Below are 18,890 nucleotides of genomic sequence, written 5' to 3'. Positions count from 1 at the left end.
CGATCCGCGGCCGGGCTGCGGCGGGCTTTTTGATGGCTGGAGCCATCCTCGGATCAGGCGCGGATCAAGTGCCGGTCAAGCGCGCCTGGGGCCGGCCGCCGCGCTGCTGCAGGCGCGGCACAGCATCAACGCCAGCCGCTGCAGCGCCTGCCAGCCACTGGCGGGCCAGTCGGGCTGCTTCAGGCCCTTCACGATGCCGTCGACCACGTGCGCGGCGCGCAGCAGGCGGGTCAGCATGCGGTCGTCCAGCCGGGGCAGCACGCGCTCGAAGGCACGCTCGCGCGGACCCCAGATGCGGTTCTCGCGCAGCGCCATCGGCAGCGGACGGCCCGAGGCCATGGCGTCCTTCACGCGCTTGAGTGCGCGGATGTCCTCGGCGATCGTGTAGTGCACCAGCACCTCGGCCTCGCCCTCGGCCTGCAGGCCGTCGAGCATGCGCGCCACGCGCTGCGGGTTGCCGGCCAGCACGGCTTCGGACAGCTTGAACACGTCGTAGCGCGCCACGTTGTTGACCGCGCCCTCCACCTGCTCCCAGCTGAGTTCGCCCGCCGGGTGCAGCAGCGCGAGCTTCTGGATTTCCTGGTGCGCCGCGAGCAGGTTGCCCTCGACGCGGTCGGCAAAGAACTGCAGCGTGCGCTGGCCTTCGTCGCCGGGCATCACGCGCTGGCCCTGCTGACCCAGTCGCTGCGCGATCCACTGCGGCAGCGCATTGCGCTCGATCGGGTCGACCTGGATGCTCGCGCCGTTGTTCTCCAGCGCCGAGAACCAGGCGCCGGTGCGCGTGGCCTTGTCCAGCCGCGGAAGCATCACCAGCGTGAGCGTGCTGTCGTTGCCGGGCGCCGACTCGGCCAGCTGCTGCAGCGCCGCGCTGCCGTCCTTGCCGGGCTTGCCCGACGGAATGCGGATCTCCACGATCTGCTTGTCGGCGAACAGCGAGAGCGAGCCGCCGGCCGCGAGCACCGCGCTCCAGTCGAAGTGCGCGCCGGCCACGGTGTACGAGCTGCGCTCGGTATAGCCCTGCGCGCGCGCGGCGGCGCGGATGGCGTCGGCCGCTTCCTGCGCGAGCAGCGGCTCGTCGCCGTGGATCGTGTAGAGCGGCTTCAGGCCCTTCTGCAGATGGGCCCCGAGCGAGGCGCTGGCGAGTTGCATCGACGGATTACAGCGACTTGACCGCGGCGATGCGGCGCATCAGCTGCTGCGCGATGTCCGACTGCATGTCGCGGAACAGCAGGTCGGCTTCGCCTTCCTTGGCCAGCGCGTTGGTCTCGTTGAAGCTCAGGTCGCGCGTCTGCGAGACATCGGCGGCCGGAATCAGGTCCTTGCCGCCGGGAGTGCGCAGCCGGAAGCGGATGCGCAGCTGCAACTGCAGCTCGCGCACCAGGCCCGCCGAATTGGTCGAGATCACGATGCGGTTGCGGTCCTCGCCCAGGATCTCCAGGATCACGTCGGCCTTGGACGCGTCTTCCGGCGGCAGCACGGTCACCGAACCGGTGGCCCGCAGCTCGCGCCGGATCTGGTTGATCATGGCCGTGTTGCCCGACACCGACAGCGTCTTGAACGCAAACACCGGCGCCTTGCGCAGCTCGAAGCCGCAGCCGGCCAGGCCGAGCGAGGCGCCGGCCGCCGCCAGTCCGAGGAGAAGGCCGCGGCGCGGCAGCGAGACATTGCGATTGTTCATGCTTGAGTCGTTCGTTCAGAGAACCACGTTGACCAGGCGGCCGGGAACCACGATCACGCGCTTGGGTGGCGCGCCTTCGGCGAAGTTGACGAAGTCGTCGCAGGCCAGCGCGAGCTTCTCGATCTCGTCCTTCGAGGCGCCGGCCGGCACGCTGAGCTTGCCGCGCAGCTTGCCATTGACCTGCAGCATGAGCTCGATCTCGTCCTGCACCAGCGCGCCGACGTCGACCGTGGGCCAGGGCGCGTCGAGCAGGCCGCCCAGGTCCTTGTCGTAGCCGAGTTCGTTCCACAGCTGCTGCGCGATGTGCGGCGTGGCCGGGTACAGGCAGCGCAGCAGGATGCCGAAGCCCTCGCGCACCGCGGCGGCGTCGCCCGCGCTGCCGTCGGGCTTGAAGCCTTCCAGCGCGTTGAGCAGCTTCATCGCGCCCGACACCACCGTGTTGTATTGCATGCGCTGGTAGTCGTAGTCGATCTGTCGCAGCACGGTATGCACTTCGCGGCGCAGCGCCTGGGCGCCCTTGCCGAAGGTCTGGCCGGCCAGCGCGGCGGGAGCGACGTCGGCCTGCGCCGCGCCGAAGTTCCACACCCGGCGCAGGAAGCGGTAGCTGCCCTCGACGGCCGCGTCGTTCCACTCCAGCGTGGCTTCGGGCGGCGCGGTGAACATGGTGTACAGGCGCGCGGTGTCGGCGCCGTACTTCTCGATCAGGTCCTGCGGGTCGACGCCGTTGCGTTCGCTCTTGCCCATCTTGCCGACGCCGCCGTACTCGACCTTCGTGCCGTCGGCGGTGGTGCCGCCAATGATGCGGCCCTGCGCGTCGAGCACGGTCGTGACCTCGGCGGGCGGGAAGTAGTCCTTGCCGCCCTTCTCGTTGCGCTTGTAGAAGATGTGGTTGAGCACCATGCCCTGCGTCAGCAGCTTGCTGAAGGGCTCGTCGGCCTTCAGCAGGCCGAGGTCGCGCATCACCTTGGTCCAGAAACGCGCGTACAGCAGGTGAAGAATGGCGTGCTCGATGCCGCCGATGTACTGGTCCATCGGCATCCAGTAGTCGGCGCCGCCGGCCACCATGGCTTCGTCGTTCTTCGGGTCGCAGTAGCGCATGAAGTACCACGACGAGTCGACGAAGGTGTCCATGGTGTCGGTCTCGCGCCGCGCGGGCTTGCCGCAGACGGGGCAGACCACGCCGGCATGGAAGCCCTCGTGCTTGTGCAGCGGGTTGCCCGAGCCGTCCGGCACGCAGTCGGTCGGAAGCACCACGGGCAGGTCTTTTTCGGGGACCGGCACCGCGCCGTGCTCTTCGCAATGGATGATCGGGATCGGCGTGCCCCAGTAGCGCTGGCGGCTCACGCCCCAGTCGCGCAGGCGCCAGGTGGTCTGCAGCTCGCCCAGGCCCTTCTGGCCCAGCGCATGCGCCACGGCGGCCACGGCCTCCTTGTAGCTCATGCCGCTGAAGTTGTCGGAGTTGATGGTCACGCCGCGCTGCTTGTCGCCGTACCAGTCCTGCCACTTGTGATAGTCGAAGTGCGGCTCGTCGTCGACCAGAACGACCTGGATGATCTCGATGCCGTACTTGTTGGCGAAGGCGAAGTCGCGCTCGTCGTGCGCGGGCACGCCCATCACGGCGCCGTCGCCGTAGCCGATCAGCACGTAGTTGCCGACCCACACCGGCACCTGCTCGTCGGTGATCGGGTGCGTCACCGTGAGGCCGGTGGGCACGCCCTTTTTCTCCTGCGTGGCGAGCTCGGCCTCGGTGGTGCCGCCGCTCTTGCACTCCTCGATGAAGGCCGCGACCTTGGGGTCGAGCGTGGCAGCGTGTGCGGCCAGCGGATGCTCGGGCGCCACGGCGCAGAAGGTCACGCCCATGATGGTGTCGGCGCGCGTGGTGAACACGTACATGCGGCCGTCCTGGATCAGCTTGCCGTCGGCACCCTTGATGTCATGGGTGAAGGCGAAGCGCAGGCCTTCGCTCTTGCCGATCCAGTTCTCCTGCATCAGCTTGACGCGCTCGGGCCAGCCCGGCAGCTTGTGCTGGGTGTGCTCGAGCAGTTCCTCGGCGTAGTCGCTGATCTTCAGGTAGTAGCCCGGGATCTCGCGGCGCTCGACCGTGGCGCCGGTGCGCCAGCCCTTGCCGTCGATCACCTGCTCGTTGGCCAGCACGGTCTGGTCGACCGGGTCCCAGTTCACGACCTGGGTCTTGCGGTAGGCAATGCCCTTTTCGAGCATCTTCAGGAACAGCCACTGGTTCCATTTGTAGTAGCTCGGGTCGCAGGTGGCGATCTCGCGGCTCCAGTCGATGGCCAGGCCCATGGCCTGGAGCTGGCCCTTCATGTAGGCGATGTTCTCGTAGGTCCACTTGGCCGGCGGCACGCCGTTCTTCAGCGCCGCGTTCTCGGCCGGCAGGCCGAAGGCGTCCCAGCCCATGGGCATCAGCACGTTGTAGCCGCTCATGCGCAGGTAGCGCGTGAGCATGTCGTTGATCGTGTAGTTGCGCACGTGGCCCATGTGCAGCTTGCCGCTGGGATACGGCAGCATCGAGCAGGCGTAGTACTTCTTGCGGCTCGCGTCCTCGGTGACGCGGTAGGCATCGGCGGCGCTCCATTGCGCCTGGGCAGCGGACTCGACGTCGCTGGGTTTGTAGCTGGGATTCATGGCGGTTCGGCAAGAGCCCGGCGCAAGGCGGCCGGGAACGCGGGATTATCGCGCCGGACTAGACTCGCCCCCAGGCTTCGCGCACTTCGTGTCGCTTCTCCTTCACCCCGCCGGGGGCAATGCCGGCGGCCCGCCCAAGCCGGCTCCACGGCATTTCGCGGAATAACGAAGCCCGAACAGTGCGCCACGGGATGGAATTCGCCATGAAATTGTTTTTGAAACATCTTGTCCTGTGCTTCGCCGCAGTCGCCGCCACGCCCTTGTGGGCACAGCACAACGACAAGCCCCTGCGCATCGTCGTGCCCTTCGCCACCGGCGGCGCCCAGGACGTCATTGCCCGCTACCTGGGCGCCAAGCTGACCGACAGGCTGGGCCAGCCGGTCATCATCGACAACAAGGCCGGCGCCGGCGGCATCGTGGCCGCCGACGCGGTGGCCAAGGCGACCGACGGCGCCACCGTGCTGCTGGCCACGGGCGGCGCGGTCACGATCGCACCCCACCTGCAGGCCAGGCTGCCCTACGACCCGGCGCACGAGCTGGTGCCGGTGGCCCTGGTGGCCGACACGCCCATGACGCTGTCGGTGCGCACCGAAAGCCCCTACAGGACCGTGGCCGACGTGCTGCGCGACGCCAAGGCCAGGCCGGGCCAGGTGACCTACGCCTCGACCGGCAACGGCACCGTTTCGCACCTGACCGGGGCGCTGCTGGCCCAGGCCGGCGGCGTGGACCTGCTGCACGTGCCCTACCGGGGCGCGGCGCCCGCCATGACCGACCTGCTGGGCGGGCAGGTGGCGACCATCGTGACCAGCGTGGCCTCGATCGAGCCCATGGTGGCCAGCGGCAAGGCGCGCGTGCTGGGCACCTTCTCGCGCGTGTCCCTCCCCGGCATGGGCTCGGCGCCCACCATCGGCGAGGCCACCGGACTGCCGGGCATGGAAGTGCCGGTCTGGGTCGGCGTGATGGCGCCGGCACGCATGCCGGCGGCCAGCATCGAGAAGCTGTCGGCGGCGCTGATGGAGGTGTGCAACCTGCCGGAGACGAAGCAGCGCTTCGCCCAGCTGGGCGCGGTCAACACCTGCGGCGGCCCGGCCGCGCTGGGCAAGGTCGTGACGGAAGACAGCCAGCGCTGGGCCAAGGTCATCAAGCAGGGCGGGATCAAGGTTGAATAAATCGGCACACCGCGTCGGCATCGCCGGCGCAGGGGCGATCGCGCTGGCCAGCGCGGCGTGGCTGCGGCAGGCGGGGCACGGCGTGACCGTGTGGTCGCCGGGCGGCCGGGGCGCGGAGGCCCTGCGGACGCAGGCGCTGGAAGCCGGCGGCATCCAGTCGTTCTCGGTGACGGTCGAGGTCGCCGGCGACGCGGCCGGCCTTTGCGCGGCGTCGGACGTGCTGCTGCTCGCCCTGCCCGTCAACGGCCACAGGCGGGTGATGGACGCGCTGCTGCCCTTCCTGCGCGACAGCCAGACCGTGATCGTCAGCTCGATGGCCTCGCTGTCGTCGCTCTATCTCCATGAGGCAGCCAGGCAAGCCGGCCGGCAGATCACCGTGGCCAGCTTCGGCACGACCGTGCTGACCGCGCGCCGGGCGTCGGCCACGCAGGTCAAGGTCATGACGCGGCGCAAGGCGGTCGGCGTGTCCACCCTGCCCGGCGCGAAGGCGCACGAGGCCGTCGCGCTGTGCACCAAACTCTTCGGCGACGGCTTCTTCGCGCAGGAAAGCGCCCTCGCCAGCGCGCTGGCCAACGTCAACCCGCAGTCGCACGGCCCGCTCGCGGTGTTCAACTGGACCCGCATCGAGCGCGCCGAGAACTGGCCGCAGTACCACTGCATGACGCCCGGCGTGTCGCGCGCGATCGAGGCGCTCGACCAGGAGCGCCGCGCCGTGGCGCGGGCCTTCGGCATCGAGCTCGGCCCCATCGAGGCGCACTTCGCGCGTTCCTTCGGCACCACGTCGGAAAAGCTGGCGGACATCGCCGCCGAACTGCACGCCAAGCGCGGCGGCCCGCCCGGCCCGGTGCAGGCCGACACCCGCTACGTGACCGAGGACATGCCCTACGGCCTGGCCTTCATCGAGGCGCTGGGCGCCATCGCCGGCGTGCCCACGCCCGCGACCCGCACCATCGTGGACGCGGCCTCGCTGGTCAACGGCATCGACTTCCGCCGCGAGAACGACCTGCTCGAACCGCTGGGCCTGGCGAACGAAACCGTCGCCGGGCTGCTCGCGCGGCTGTAGCAGGGGCGGCGGCCCGGGGCGCGCACGGGGCTTGCCACTGGCCCGAATCTCGCATGCCACAATGATTTTTCCGACCACAGGGACCGGCATGGGCACCAGCGACAAGAGCAGCGACAAAGGCGGCAGCGAATGGTGGCGCGGAGCGGTGATCTACCAGATTTACCCGCGCAGCTTCAGCGACAGCAACGGCGACGGCATCGGCGACCTGCCCGGCATCACGGCCCGGCTCGACCACGTGGCGGCGCTCGGCGTCGATGCGGTCTGGGTCTCGCCCTTCTTCCGCTCGCCGATGAAGGACTTCGGCTACGACGTGTCCGACTACCGCGCGGTCGATCCGCTGTTCGGCACGCTGGCCGACTTCGACGCCATGCTCGCGCGCATGCATGCGCTGGGCCTGAAGCTCATCATCGACCAGGTGCTCTCGCACACCTCCGACCAGCACGCCTGGTTCGCCGAAAGCCGCAGCTCGCGCGACAACCCCAAGGCCAACTGGTACGTGTGGGCCGACCCCCGGCCCGACGGCACGCCGCCCACCAACTGGCTGTCGGTGTTCGGCGGCTCGGCATGGCAGTGGGATTCGCGGCGGCGGCAGTACTACCTGCACAGCTTTCTGGCCGAGCAGCCCGACCTGAACTTCCATTGCGCCGAGGTGCAGGAGGCCTTGCTCGGCGAAGTGCGCTTCTGGTGCGAGCGCGGCGTCGACGGCTTCCGCTTCGACGCCTGCAACCACCAGTTCCACGACGCGCTGCTGCGCGACAACCCGCCGGCCTCGCTCGCGTCGATCGACGAAGTCAGCACGGTGCGCGCCGACAACCCGTATGCGATGCAGCAGCACCTGTACGACAAGAGCCAGCACGAGAACCTGGCGTTCCTCGAAAACCTGCGCCGGCTGCTCGACGGCTACGGCGCGGTCGCGCTGGGCGAGGTCGGCGACGAGAACGCGCCGCCCGTCATGGCGCAATACACCGAGAGCGGCAGGCGCCTGCACCTGGCCTACAGCTTCAGCCTGCTCACGGCCGACCACAGCCCCGGGCAGCTGCGCCACCAGGTGGAGGCGCTCGACAGCGCGCTGGCGCCCACCGGCGGCTGGGGCTGCTGGGCCGTGTCGAACCACGACGTGCCGCGCGTCGCCACCCGCTGGAGCGGCGGCGCACCCGCCGACACGCGCCGCGACCGCCTCTGGCTGACGCTGCTGCTCACGCTGCGCGGCAGCGCCAGCATCTACCAGGGCGAGGAACTCGGCCTGCCCGAGGCCGAGGTGCCCTTCGAGCTGCTGCAGGACCCCTACGGCCGCGCGTTCTGGCCCGAGTTCAAGGGCCGCGACGGCTGCCGCACGCCGATGCCCTGGACCGCCGACGCGCCGCACGGCGGCTTCACCACCGGCACGCCCTGGCTGCCGGTGTACGGGCCGCACCTGCCGCTGGCCGTCGAGCGGCAGGCCGACGACCCGGGCTCGATGCTGGCCTTCAGCCGCGCCCTGCTGCGCTGGCGCCGCACGCAGCCGCTGCTGCGCACCGGCGGCATCGCCTTCATCGACGCGCCCGAGCCCCTGCTGCATTTCGAGCGCAACGACGGGAACCAATCGCTCCACGCGATCTTCAACCTGGGAAGCGTACCGGTGTCGATGCCCTTGCCCGATCGCCTGCAGTCAGTGCAGCCCCTCGTCGGACAACCGCTCGCGCCGACCGCCGCCGTGCAGACCGTGAACGAAAAGCGCATGCTGGTGCTGGCGCCCTATGGCGTCTTCATCGGCATGCCCGCCGAAGAAGGAATGAGCTGACCGCCATGCCCCCGAAGCCGTTGTCCGAATCAGAAATCCACGCGCTCATGCGCGCCGAACATGGCGATCCTTTTGCCGTGCTGGGGCCGCACGAGACCGCCGAGGGCCTGGAGGTGCGCGCGCTTCTGCCCGGCGCGCAGCGCGTGGCGGTGGTGCATTCGCGCACCGGCTGGCCGCTGTCGATCCTTTCGCGCCACGGCGAGTCGGACCTCTTCAGCGGGCTGGTGCCGGCGGCCGAGGCCCGCATGGGCTATTCGTTCCAGATCGACTGGGACGCCCACACCTCGCGGCTCGAGGACCCCTACCGCTTTCCGTTCGTGCTCGGCGACACCGACGTCTGGCTGCTGGCCGAGGGCACGCACCTGCGGCCGTGGGAGCGGCTGGGCGCGCACCTGCGCGAGATGAACGGCGTCAAGGGCGTGGCCTTCGCGGTCTGGGCGCCGAATGCGCGGCGCGTGTCGGTGGTCGGCAACTTCAACAACTGGGACGGCCGGCGCCACATGATGCGGCTGCGCCGCGAGTGCGGCGTGTGGGAGATCTTCGCGCCGCACGTGACGGTGGGCGATGCCTACGAATTCGAGATTCTTTCGGCCCACGGCGAAGTGCTGCGCAAGGCCGACCCGTTCGCGTTCTCGGCGCAGCTGCGGCCAGACACCGCCTGCGTGGTGCAGCCGCTGCCGGCTGCCGTGAAGATGCCCGAGGGCCGCGCCGAGGCCAACGGCCGCCACGCGCCCGTCAGCATCTACGAAGTGCACCTGGGCTCGTGGCGCCGCAAGAACAACGGCCACGAGTGGCTCGACTACCGCGAGCTGGCCGACACGCTGGTGCCCTATGCGCGCGACATGGGCTTCACGCACATCGAGCTGCTGCCGATCAGCGAGCACCCGTTCGACGGCTCCTGGGGGTACCAGCCGATCGGCCTGTACGCGCCGACCTCGCGCTTCGGCACGCCGGGCGACTTCCGGCATTTCGTCGAGGCCGCGCATGCGGCGGGGCTGGGCGTGATCCTCGACTGGGTGCCCGCGCATTTCCCGACCGACGCGCACGGCCTGGGCCGCTTCGACGGCACCGCGCTCTATGAGTACGCAGACCCGCGCGAGGGCTTCCACAACGACTGGCAGACGCTGATCTTCAACTACGCGCGCACCGAGGTGCGCAACTACCTCGTCGGCAACGCGCTCTACTGGCTGGAGCGCTACGGCGTGGACGGCCTGCGCGTGGACGCGGTGGCCTCGATGCTCTACCGCGACTACAGCCGCAAGGCGGGCGAGTGGATACCCAACACCTTCGGCGGACGCGAGAACCTCGAGGCCATCGACTTCCTGCGGCGCATGAACCGCGTGGTGGGCGTCGAGCGGCCCGGCGCGGTGACGCTGGCCGAAGAGTCGACCAGCTTCCCCGGCGTGACCCGCCCGCCCGAAGACGGCGGCCTGGGCTTCCACTACAAGTGGAACATGGGCTGGATGAACGACACCCTGGCCTATGCGGGCACCGACCCGGTCTACCGCAAGCACCACCACCAGAAGATCACCTTCGGGCTGATGTATGCGCACAGCGAGAACTTCGTGCTGCCGCTGTCGCACGACGAGGTGGTGCACGGCAAGGGCTCGCTGATCGGGCGCATGCCGGGAGACGAGTGGCAGAAGTTTGCCGGGCTGCGCAACCTGTATGGCTACCTCTGGGCGTATCCGGGCAAGAAGCTGTTGTTCATGGGGGGCGAGTTCGCGCAGTACGCCGAATGGAACGCGGACCGCAGCCTGGACTGGCATTTGCTGGAGCATGCGGCGCACCAAGGCGTGCGGCGGCTGGTGCGCGACCTGAACAACGTGTACCGGCATTTTCCGGCGCTGCACGAGCTCGACCATGACGGTGGCGGATTCGAGTGGATCGTGCATGACGATGCGGATCAGTCGGTGTTTGCCTTTGTCCGGCGGGCTCTTGACGGGGCGTTTGTTGTCGCTGTCTGCAACTTCACGCCTGTGCCTCGGGTTGGGTATCGGCTGGGGGTTCCCTGTGCTGGTTCTTACCGGGAGATCATCAATACGGATGGGGCTGTGTATGGGGGGAGTGGGGTTGGCAACGGGGTTGTCGAAAGCTCTGCCGTTGAGTGGCATGGGAAGGCGGACTCTGTTTGTGTCAGCTTGCCGCCTTTGGGTACTGTGATGTGGGTGTTGGTTTGATGTTCTTGGGTGTTTGTTTTCCGGGGCCGGGTCTCGGCCCGGCGGCCGACCTACTTTTCTTTGCTTCGCCAAAGAAACGTAGGCAAAAGAAAGGCGACCCTGCTGTCTGCGTCCCTTCGCTTCGCTACGGGCAACCTGCGGTGCTCGACTCCGGCGGGGGTCCGCAGAACTCGCTTCGCTCAAACAGCTGCGGCCCTGATCCCGCCTACGTCTGCGCTCCTCGGCGCAGCCAGAAGGGATTGGGAAACCAAACGCGCCATCGCTGCGCTCGGCGCGGTGGCGCAGCCGCGCAGCGGCTGTGCCACATGGGGCCGAGCGAAGCAAAGGCCCGAGTGGGCTCCCCTCCCCTCTGGCTGCGCCGAGGAGCGGAGCGTTTCGCGGATCAGGGCTCGCAGCTGTTTGAGCGAAGCGAGTTCTGCGAGACCCCGCGAAACGCGAGCACCGCAGGTTGCCCCGTAGCGCAGCGCAGGGGTCGCAGACAGTGGGGTCGCCTTTCTTTTGCCTACGTTTCTTTGGCGAAGCAAAGAAAAGTAGGTCGCCTGCCGGGGCGAGACCCGGCCCCGGACAGCAAGCCCCCTGCAAGGCAAGCAGCATGCTGAGCCCAGGCAAGCCCTTCCCCCTGGGCGCAACGCCCATGCAACAAGGCGTCAACTTCGCACTGGCCGCACCCACAGCAGAAGCCGTAGACCTCTGCATCTTCGACACCACAGGCAATAACGAACAACAGCGCCTGAGGCTGCCGCAACAGACAGACGGCATCTGGCACGGCCATCTCCCCAGCGGCAAGCCAGGCCTCGTCTACGGCTACCGAGTCCACGGCTCCTGGTCCCCAAAAGAGGGAAAGCGCTTCAACCCCGCCAAGCTTCTGCTCGACCCTTACGCCCGCGAAATAGTCGGCACGTATGACGGCAGCGACATCTTCCTCGGCCACGACCCCGCGAACCCGGACCTGAGGGACACGCGAGACAACGCCGCAGCAGCCCTCAAAGCCCGGGTAGCGGCAGCAACACCACAAAGCAGCGAACGCCTGGCCGGCCACGCCCGCATCCCCGCATCCGACCGCGTCCTCTACGAACTGCACGTCAAGGGCCAGACAAAGCTGCACCCCGCCGTGCCCGCCCCGCTTCGCGGCAGCTATGCGGGACTGGCCGAGCCCGCCGTGCTCGACCACCTCCAGCGCCTGGGCGTCACCACCCTGAGCCTCATGCCCGTGCAGCACCGCGCCGACGAACAGCGCCTGCTGCACATGGGCCTGAGCAACTACTGGGGCTACAGCACCATCGGCTGGTTCGCGCCCGAAGCCCGCTACTGGAGCGGCCGTCCCGGCACCACGCCCGCCGGCGAGTTCCGGGCGATGGCCGACGCGATCCACGCGCGCGGCATGGAACTGGTGATCGACGTCGTCTACAACCACAGCGCCGAGACCGACGAGTCCGGTCCCACCCTCTCGCTGCGCGGCATCGACAACGCCCTGTACTACCGCCTGCGCCCCGACGACCGCTCGCTCTACGAGAACTGGGCCGGCACCGGCAACTGCCTCGACCTGACCGAGCCGCGCGTGCTGCAGCTGGTCATGGACAGCCTGCGTTTCTGGGCCTGCGAAATGGGCGTCGACGGCTTCCGCTTCGACCTGGCCCCGGTGCTGGGCCGCAGTGCAGGCAACGGCGACTTCGACCCGCGCGCGCCGTTCTTCGCGGCCATCGCGCAAGATCCGGTGCTGTCTCGCACGCTGCTCATCGCCGAGCCCTGGGACCTGGGCCCCGGCGGCTATCGACTGGGCGAATTCCCGCCGGGCTGGCTCGAGTGGAACGACCGCTACCGCGACACCCAGCGCGGCTTCTGGCTGCGGCAGGACCACGAGGGCGACGGAAAGGCCGGCCTCGGCGAGTTCGCGCACCGCTTCGCCGCGTCGAGCACGCAGTTCGCGCACGATGGCCGCGCGCCGACCGCCAGCGTCAACTTCATCACCGCGCACGACGGCTTCACGCTGCGCGACCTCGTCAGCTACAACGAGCGCCACAACCTCGCCAACGGGGAAGGCAACCGCGACGGCCACGGCCACAACCTGAGCGACAACTGCGGCGTCGAGGGTCCGAGCGACGACCCCGGCGTGCTGGCCCTTCGCGAGCGGCTGCGGCGCGCGCTGCTGGCCACGCTGATGCTTTCCCAAGGCACGCCCATGCTGCTGGCCGGCGACGAGCTGGGGCACACACAGCAAGGCAACAACAACGCCTACTGCCAGGACAACGAGACCACCTGGCTCGCCTGGATCGGCGCCGCGTCCGATCCCGCGAGCGACGCGGCCCGCATGAGCGCCTTCGTGGCGCGGCTGGCGGCGCTGCGGCGCGAAGCCCCGGCGCTGCGCAGCGCGCGCTGGTGGCCGGCCGAGCCGCCCGAAGGCACGCCCCCCGGCATCCGCTGGCTGCGCCCCGACGGCGAGCCGATGACCCCCGCCGACTGGCAGACAGGCACGGCCCTTGCAATCCTCTTTGCCGCGAGTGATGCAACGGATGAAGCAAGCGAAAGAAAGCAAAGCGCATGGCTGGTGATGGTGAACGCGGGGCCGGACACCGTGCAGTTCAGGCTGCCCGGGGGCGGCTGGCGGCTGTGCCTGTCGAGCGATCCCGCACACGACCCGGGCAACGTGGCGCGGTCGCTCGACGGCACGGCGCAGGTGCCTTTCTCGAGCCTCGGAATTGCAAGAACGTAGGAGCCAGCCGCGCAGCGCGGTGCTAGTCTCGATGCAGAAACTCTGACGGCGGACGAATCACGACAAGCAAACAAACGAACGAACGAACGGAGACTTCAGGATGGACAACCTCGCACCCCAAGCGCCACAGCAACCGCAGCACGAGCTGCAGGCCCACCAGCTGGTCCGCCGCACCATCGCCCTGGTGCTGGCCGGCGGACGCGGCTCCCGCCTCAAGCAGCTGACCGACCGCCGCGCCAAGCCGGCGGTGTACTTCGGCGGCAAGTTCCGCATCATCGATTTCGCGCTGTCCAACTGCCTGAACTCGGGCATCCGGCGCATGGCGGTGGTCACGCAGTACAAGTCGCATTCGCTCATGCGCCACCTGCAGCGCGGCTGGAGCTTCCTGCGGGCCGAGCTCAACGAGATGGTCGACGTGCTGCCCGCGCAGCAGCGCGTGGGCGACGAGCACTGGTACCGCGGCACGGCCGACGCGGTGTTCCAGAACCTCGACATCATCCAGACCCGCTCCACGCCGCACGACTACGTCGTGGTGCTGGCCGGCGACCACATCTACAAGATGGACTACTCGATCATGGTCAAGGACCACGCCGAGCGCGGCCTGGGCTGCACCGTCGGCTGCATCGAGGTGCCGCGCATGGAGGCCACCGCCTTCGGCGTGATGCACGTGGACGGCGACCGCAAGGTCACGGCCTTCCTGGAAAAGCCCGCCGACCCACCGGCCATGCCCGGCAAGCCGGACGTGGCACTGGCGAGCATGGGCATCTACGTGTTCGATTCCACCTACCTCTACCGCTTGCTGGAGGAAGACAGCAAGGACCCGAACTCCGACCACGACTTCGGCAAGGACATCATTCCGCGCGCCGTGGCGGAGGGCCGCGCGCTGGCGCATCCGTTCGGCATGTCGTGCGTGACCCGCGCCATGCGCGGCGGCGACAGCCCGACCTACTGGCGCGACGTGGGCACGATCGACGCCTTCTGGGCCGCCAACCTCGACCTGGCCTCGATCACGCCGGAGCTCGACATCTACGACACCAACTGGCCGATCTGGACCTACCAGCGCCAGCTGCCGCCTGCCAAGTTCGTGTTCGGGCGCGACGGCAAGCCCGGCCTCACGACCAACACCATCGTCTCGGGCGGCTGCATCGTGTCGGGGTCGTCGGTGAGCGACTCGGTGCTGTTCTCGGGCGTACGCGTCCACTCGTTCTGCACCATCTCGCAGGCGGTGCTGCTGCCCGACGTCGAAGTGGGACGCGGCTGCCGCCTGAGCAAGGTGGTCATCGACCGCGCCTGCGTGATCCCCGACGACATGGTGATCGGCGAGGACGCCGAGGCCGACGCCGCGCGCTTCGAGCGCACCGAAAGCGGCGTGGTGCTGGTCACGCGCGAAATGCTCAAGCGGCTTGCGCCTGCCTGATACCCACCTCCCAGCCTCTACGATGCGAATCCTGCAAGTCAGCGCCGAACTCTTTCCCCTGCTCAAGACCGGTGGCCTGGCCGACATCGCCGGCGCCTTGCCGCTGGCGCTCATGGCCGAGGGGCAGGACGCGCGCGTGCTGCTGCCGGGCTTTCCGGCCATCGTCCGCGGCGTGCGCGAACTCGCGCCCGTGGCCGAGTTCGACGCGCCCTGGGGCGAGCGATTCGCGCTGCGTCTCGGGCGCGTGGCGGTCGACGGCACGCCGGGCATCCCGGCCTACGTGATCGATGCGCCCGCGCTCTACGACCGGCCCGGCAACCCGTACGAGGACAACGCGCGCCAGCCCTACGGCGACAACCACCGGCGCTTCGCGCTGCTGGGCTGGGCCGCGGCGCGGCTTGCGCAGGGGCTCGATCCATCCTGGCAGCCCGAGGTGGTGCATGCGCACGACTGGCACGCCGCGCTGGCGCCGGCCTACCTGCACTTCGCGCGCGAGGCCGGCCAGACGGGCGCATCGCGCGTGGGCAGCGTGTTCACGGTGCACAACCTGGCCTACCAGGGCCTCTTCGCGCCATGGAACTTCGCGGACCTCGGGCTGCCCGGGCCCGCGTTCCAGATGAACGGCATCGAATACCACGGCCAGGTCTCTTTCATGAAGGGCGGCCTGTGCTACGCCGACCGGCTCACCACGGTGAGCCCGACCTACGCGCTGGAGATCCAGACGCCCGAGCAGGGCTGCGGGCTCGACGGCCTGCTGCGCCAGCGCAGCGGCGTGCTGAGCGGCATCCTCAACGCGGTCGACGACCAGGTCTGGAACCCGGCGACCGATGCGGCGCTGGTGCAGGGCTACCACACGCCCGAAGGCCGCCACATGGCCGGCAAGGCGCGCTGCAAGTCGGTGCTGCAGCACCAGCTGGGGCTGGCCGAGCGGCCGGACGCGCCGCTGTTCATCCTGGTGAGCCGCCTGACCGAGCAGAAGGGCCTGGGGCTGGTGCTCGACGGCCTGGACGCGCTGCTCGCGCAAGGCGGCCAGCTCGCGCTGCTGGGCAGCGGCGAGGGCTGGCTCGAAGACGCATTCAGGCAGCGCGCGGCGGCCGCGCCGCAATCGGTCAGCGTGACCATCGGCTACGACGAGACGCTCGCGCACCAGCTCTTCGGCGCGGGCGACGTGACGCTGGTGCCCTCGCTCTTCGAGCCCTGCGGCCTCACGCAGATGTACGGCCTGAAGTACGGCAGCCTGCCGCTGGTGCGCCGCGTAGGCGGGCTGGCCGACACGGTCGTCGACAGCACGCTCGAGGATCTGGCCAGCGGCGAGGCCACCGGTTTCGTGTTCGACCGCTTCGACGTGGCCGACTACGAACGCGCCGTGCGCCGCGCCTTCGCGCTCTACCAGCGCGCGCCGGACTGGCGGCGCGTGCGCGGCAACGCGATGCGGCGGCCGGCCGACTGGGGCACTGCGGCTGCTCAGTACATCGATGTCTATCGGCAGGCGCTGGGATGAACGCCTGCTTTTCTTTTTGCCGTTTCGCGTGCTGTTCGGTGGGCGCTCACGCCAGCGGGGTACCTTGCTCCGCGAATGTCCCCCGGGCTTCGCCCTCCTCCTTTATTTCGCTGCGCAAGGCACCCCGCCGGCGTGAGCGTTCAGAGCACTTGTTGATCAGCCGGCACAAGAGCAGCGCTCGCTGTGCACACACCCCAAACGCCTCCTGACGGCAGATCAGACACACCAACACCCACCCAAAGAGCGCCAACCATGACGATCAAAGACTTCGCCTACGACCATCCCGACCGCGACGTCGCGGCCTTCAAGCGCGCGGTGGCCAACAAGCTGATCTATGCCGTCGGCAAGGACCCGGTCGCGGCCAGCCAGGACGACTGGCTCAACGCCACCTCGCAGGCCGTGCGCGACCAGCTCGTCGAGCGCTGGATGATGACCACGCGCGCCAACTACGCGCAGGACCTCAAGCGCGTCTACTACCTGTCGATGGAATTCCTCATCGGGCGCACCTTCACCAACGCGCTGCTGGCCGTGGACCTGTACGACACCGTGCGCGAAGCGCTGGCCGACTTCGGCGTCGACATGGACGCGCTGGCCGAACGCGAGCCCGACGCGGCCCTGGGCAACGGCGGCCTGGGCCGGCTCGCCGCCTGCTTCCTCGATTCGATGGCCACGCTCGGCGTGCCGGGCATGGGCTACGGCATCCGCTACGAATACGGCATGTTCCGCCAGCGCATCGTCGACGGCCAGCAGGTCGAGACGCCCGACTACTGGCTCACGCGCGGCAACCCCTGGGAATTCCAGCGGCCCGAGGTCAACTACCGGGTGCGCTTCGGCGGCCACGTGCAGAAGCGCGAGGGCGCCAACGTGCCGCCCGGCGCGGTCGACTGGGTCGACACCCACGACGTGCTGGCCGTGGCCTACGACACCATCATCCCGGGCTACGGCACGCAGGCCACCAACACGCTGCGGCTGTGGTCGGCGCGCGCCACCGAGGAAATCGACCTCTCGGCCTTCAACCGCGGCAACTACATGGGCGCGGTCGAGAGCAAGAACCAGTCGGAGAACGTGTCGCGCGTGCTCTACCCCGACGACTCCACGCCTTCGGGGCGCGAGCTGCGGCTGCACCAAGAGTACTTCTTCTGCAGCGCCAGCATGCAGGACCTGCTGCGCCGCTACCTGCGCAACCACACGACCTTCGACCAGCTCTCGGAGAAAGTCAGCATCCACCTGAACGACACCCACCCGGTGCTCGCCGTGCCCGAGCTCATGCGGCTGCTGCTGGACGAGCACGGCATGCCGTGGGACGAAGCCTGGGCGCACACGCAGAAGGTGTTCAGCTACACCAACCACACGCTGATGCACGAGGCGCTGGAGACCTGGCCGGTCGAGATGCTGGGCCGCATCCTGCCGCGGCACCTGCAGATCATCTACGACATCAACGCGAAGTTCCTGGCCACCGTCGCGCAGAAGCTGGGCAACGACGTCGAGCTGATGCGCAGGCTTTCGCTGGTGGACGAGACCGGCGAGCGGCGCGTGCGCATGGCCTACGTGGCGGTGCTGGCGAGCCACTCGGTCAACGGGGTGTCGGGGCTGCACTCGGAGCTGATGAAGCAGTCGATCTTCTCGGACTTCGCGAAGCTCTTTCCCGAGCGCTTCAACAACAAGACCAATGGCGTCACGCCGCGCCGCTGGCTGGCGCAGGCCAACCCGCCGCTGGCGGCGCTGCTCGACCAGCGCATCGGCAAGGGCTGGCGGCGCGACCTGTCGCAACTGGAGGCGCTGAAGCCGATGGCCGCGCAGCCCGCCTTCGTGCGCGCCTTCCGCCATGCCAAGCGCGAGAACAAGCTTCGGCTGGCCAACTGGGTCGAGCAGCACCTGAAGGTGGACGTCGACACCGACGCGATGTTCGACGTGCAGGTCAAGCGCATCCACGAATACAAGCGGCAGCTGCTCAACGTGCTGCATGTGGTGGCGCGCTACCACCGCATCCTCGACGCGCAGGCCACGGGTGCGCCGGTCGACATGGTGCCGCGCGTGGTGGTGTTCGCGGGCAAGGCCGCTTCGGCCTATGTGATGGCCAAGCTGGTGATCCGGCTCATCAACGACGTGGCCAGCACCATCAACGCCGACCCGCGCGTGGGCAAGCTGCTGAAGGTGGTGTTCCTGCCGAACTACAGCGTGAGCCTGGCCGAGATCATCATGCCGGCGGCCGACCTGTCGGAGCAGATCTCCACGGCGGGCACCGAGGCCTCGGGCACCGGCAACATGAAGTTCGCGCTCAACGGCGCGCTGACCATCGGCACGCTGGACGGCGCCAACGTGGAAATGCGCGAGAACGTGGGGCCGGAGAACATCTTCATCTTCGGCAACACCACGCCCGAGGTCGCCGACATCCGCGCGCGCGGCTACCAGCCGCGCGACATCTACGAAGGCAACGCCGAGCTCAGGCGCGTGCTCGACGCGATCCGCGACGGCGCTTTCTCGCCGGGCGAGCCGGGCCGCTACCAGGGCATCTACGACGCGCTGGTGAACTGGGGCGACCACTACCTGCTGCTGGCGGACTACGCGAGCTACGTGGCGAAGCAGGCCGAGGTGGATGCGCTGTATCGCGATTCGGATGCGTGGACGCGGATGGCGATCCTGAACGTGGCGGGCATGGGCGCGTTTTCATCGGACCGCACGATTGCGCAGTACGCGCATGAGATCTGGCATACCAAGCCGGTCGTGCTGGGCTGAACCACCTTCG

The 18,890-nt window shown here is 68.9% G+C and carries 11 protein-coding genes; 8 read left to right on the top strand and 3 right to left on the bottom strand.

Annotation, left to right across the window (positions count from 1 at the left end; translation table 11 throughout):
• Nucleotides 1-75: 75 nt before the first annotated feature.
• The 3 genes from holA to leuS are packed head-to-tail and all read right to left on the bottom strand — an operon-like array spanning nt 76 to nt 4,324.
• Entirely contained in the window at nt 76-1,149 is a 1,074-nt protein-coding gene (gene holA / locus WIX39_RS06790) for a DNA polymerase III subunit delta (RefSeq protein WP_081270087.1), read from the bottom strand.
• Between the two features lie 7 nt (nt 1,150-1,156).
• Nucleotides 1,157-1,678 carry an LPS assembly lipoprotein LptE gene (gene lptE / locus WIX39_RS06785; protein WP_081270088.1) on the bottom strand — a complete coding sequence of 174 codons (522 nt, stop codon included), beginning with the start codon at nt 1,676-1,678 and terminating at the stop codon, nt 1,157-1,159.
• 15 nt (nt 1,679-1,693) lie between these two features.
• Entirely contained in the window at nt 1,694-4,324 is a 2,631-nt protein-coding gene (gene leuS / locus WIX39_RS06780; protein WP_081270089.1) for a leucine--tRNA ligase, read from the bottom strand.
• A 203-nt stretch (nt 4,325-4,527) separates the two neighbouring features.
• Here leuS and WIX39_RS06775 point away from each other — a divergent pair, with 203 nt between their 5' ends.
• From WIX39_RS06775 to WIX39_RS06740, 8 genes are all read left to right on the top strand, one after another.
• Nucleotides 4,528-5,493 carry a Bug family tripartite tricarboxylate transporter substrate binding protein gene (locus WIX39_RS06775; protein WP_409194718.1) on the top strand — a complete coding sequence of 322 codons (966 nt, stop codon included), beginning with the start codon at nt 4,528-4,530 and terminating at the stop codon, nt 5,491-5,493.
• The gene (locus tag WIX39_RS06770) at nt 5,486-6,556 is read left to right on the top strand and encodes an NAD/NADP octopine/nopaline dehydrogenase family protein (RefSeq protein ID WP_409194717.1); all 1,071 of its coding nucleotides are present in this window, start codon (nt 5,486-5,488) and stop codon (nt 6,554-6,556) included. The genes WIX39_RS06775 and WIX39_RS06770 overlap by 8 nt, the downstream gene beginning before the upstream one ends.
• 88 nt (nt 6,557-6,644) lie before the next feature.
• On the top strand, nt 6,645-8,336 hold the full coding sequence (locus WIX39_RS06765) for an alpha-amylase family glycosyl hydrolase (protein WP_409196326.1): 1,692 nt from the start codon (nt 6,645-6,647) through the stop codon (nt 8,334-8,336).
• Between the two features lie 5 nt (nt 8,337-8,341).
• The gene (glgB, locus tag WIX39_RS06760) at nt 8,342-10,516 is read left to right on the top strand and encodes a 1,4-alpha-glucan branching protein GlgB (RefSeq protein ID WP_409194716.1); all 2,175 of its coding nucleotides are present in this window, start codon (nt 8,342-8,344) and stop codon (nt 10,514-10,516) included.
• Between the two features lie 592 nt (nt 10,517-11,108).
• Nucleotides 11,109-13,226 carry a glycogen debranching protein GlgX gene (gene glgX, locus WIX39_RS06755; RefSeq protein ID WP_409194715.1) on the top strand — a complete coding sequence of 706 codons (2,118 nt, stop codon included), beginning with the start codon at nt 11,109-11,111 and terminating at the stop codon, nt 13,224-13,226.
• A gap of 100 nt (nt 13,227-13,326) precedes the next feature.
• Nucleotides 13,327-14,643 carry a glucose-1-phosphate adenylyltransferase gene (gene glgC, locus WIX39_RS06750; protein ID WP_081270779.1) on the top strand — a complete coding sequence of 439 codons (1,317 nt, stop codon included), beginning with the start codon at nt 13,327-13,329 and terminating at the stop codon, nt 14,641-14,643.
• 22 nt (nt 14,644-14,665) lie between these two features.
• Complete coding sequence (gene glgA, locus WIX39_RS06745) at nt 14,666-16,144, top strand: glycogen synthase GlgA (RefSeq protein ID WP_409194714.1); 1,479 nt, start codon at nt 14,666-14,668, stop codon at nt 16,142-16,144.
• A 252-nt stretch (nt 16,145-16,396) separates the two neighbouring features.
• Nucleotides 16,397-18,880 (top strand): glycogen/starch/alpha-glucan phosphorylase, encoded by a 2,484-nt coding sequence (locus WIX39_RS06740; protein WP_409194713.1) that lies wholly within the window; start codon nt 16,397-16,399, stop codon nt 18,878-18,880.
• Nucleotides 18,881-18,890 lie beyond the last annotated feature (10 nt).

The sequence above is a fragment of the Variovorax sp. AB1(2024) genome (assembly GCF_037482385.2).
GTDB lineage: Bacteria > Pseudomonadota > Gammaproteobacteria > Burkholderiales > Burkholderiaceae_C > Variovorax.
This window is presented reverse-complemented; position numbering and strand designations above follow the sequence as displayed.

Coding starts and splice junctions, on each gene's coding strand:
- holA (WP_081270087.1), bottom strand. CDS start 1,149: ATGCAACTCGCCAGCGCCTCGCTCGGGGCCCATCTGCAGAAGGGCCTG.
- lptE (WP_081270088.1), bottom strand. CDS start 1,678: ATGAACAATCGCAATGTCTCGCTGCCGCGCCGCGGCCTTCTCCTCGGA.
- leuS (WP_081270089.1), bottom strand. CDS start 4,324: ATGAATCCCAGCTACAAACCCAGCGACGTCGAGTCCGCTGCCCAGGCG.
- WIX39_RS06775 (WP_409194718.1), top strand. CDS start 4,528: ATGAAATTGTTTTTGAAACATCTTGTCCTGTGCTTCGCCGCAGTCGCC.
- WIX39_RS06765 (WP_409196326.1), top strand. CDS start 6,645: ATGGGCACCAGCGACAAGAGCAGCGACAAAGGCGGCAGCGAATGGTGG.
- glgB (WP_409194716.1), top strand. CDS start 8,342: ATGCCCCCGAAGCCGTTGTCCGAATCAGAAATCCACGCGCTCATGCGC.
- glgX (WP_409194715.1), top strand. CDS start 11,109: ATGCTGAGCCCAGGCAAGCCCTTCCCCCTGGGCGCAACGCCCATGCAA.
- glgC (WP_081270779.1), top strand. CDS start 13,327: ATGGACAACCTCGCACCCCAAGCGCCACAGCAACCGCAGCACGAGCTG.
- glgA (WP_409194714.1), top strand. CDS start 14,666: ATGCGAATCCTGCAAGTCAGCGCCGAACTCTTTCCCCTGCTCAAGACC.
- WIX39_RS06740 (WP_409194713.1), top strand. CDS start 16,397: ATGACGATCAAAGACTTCGCCTACGACCATCCCGACCGCGACGTCGCG.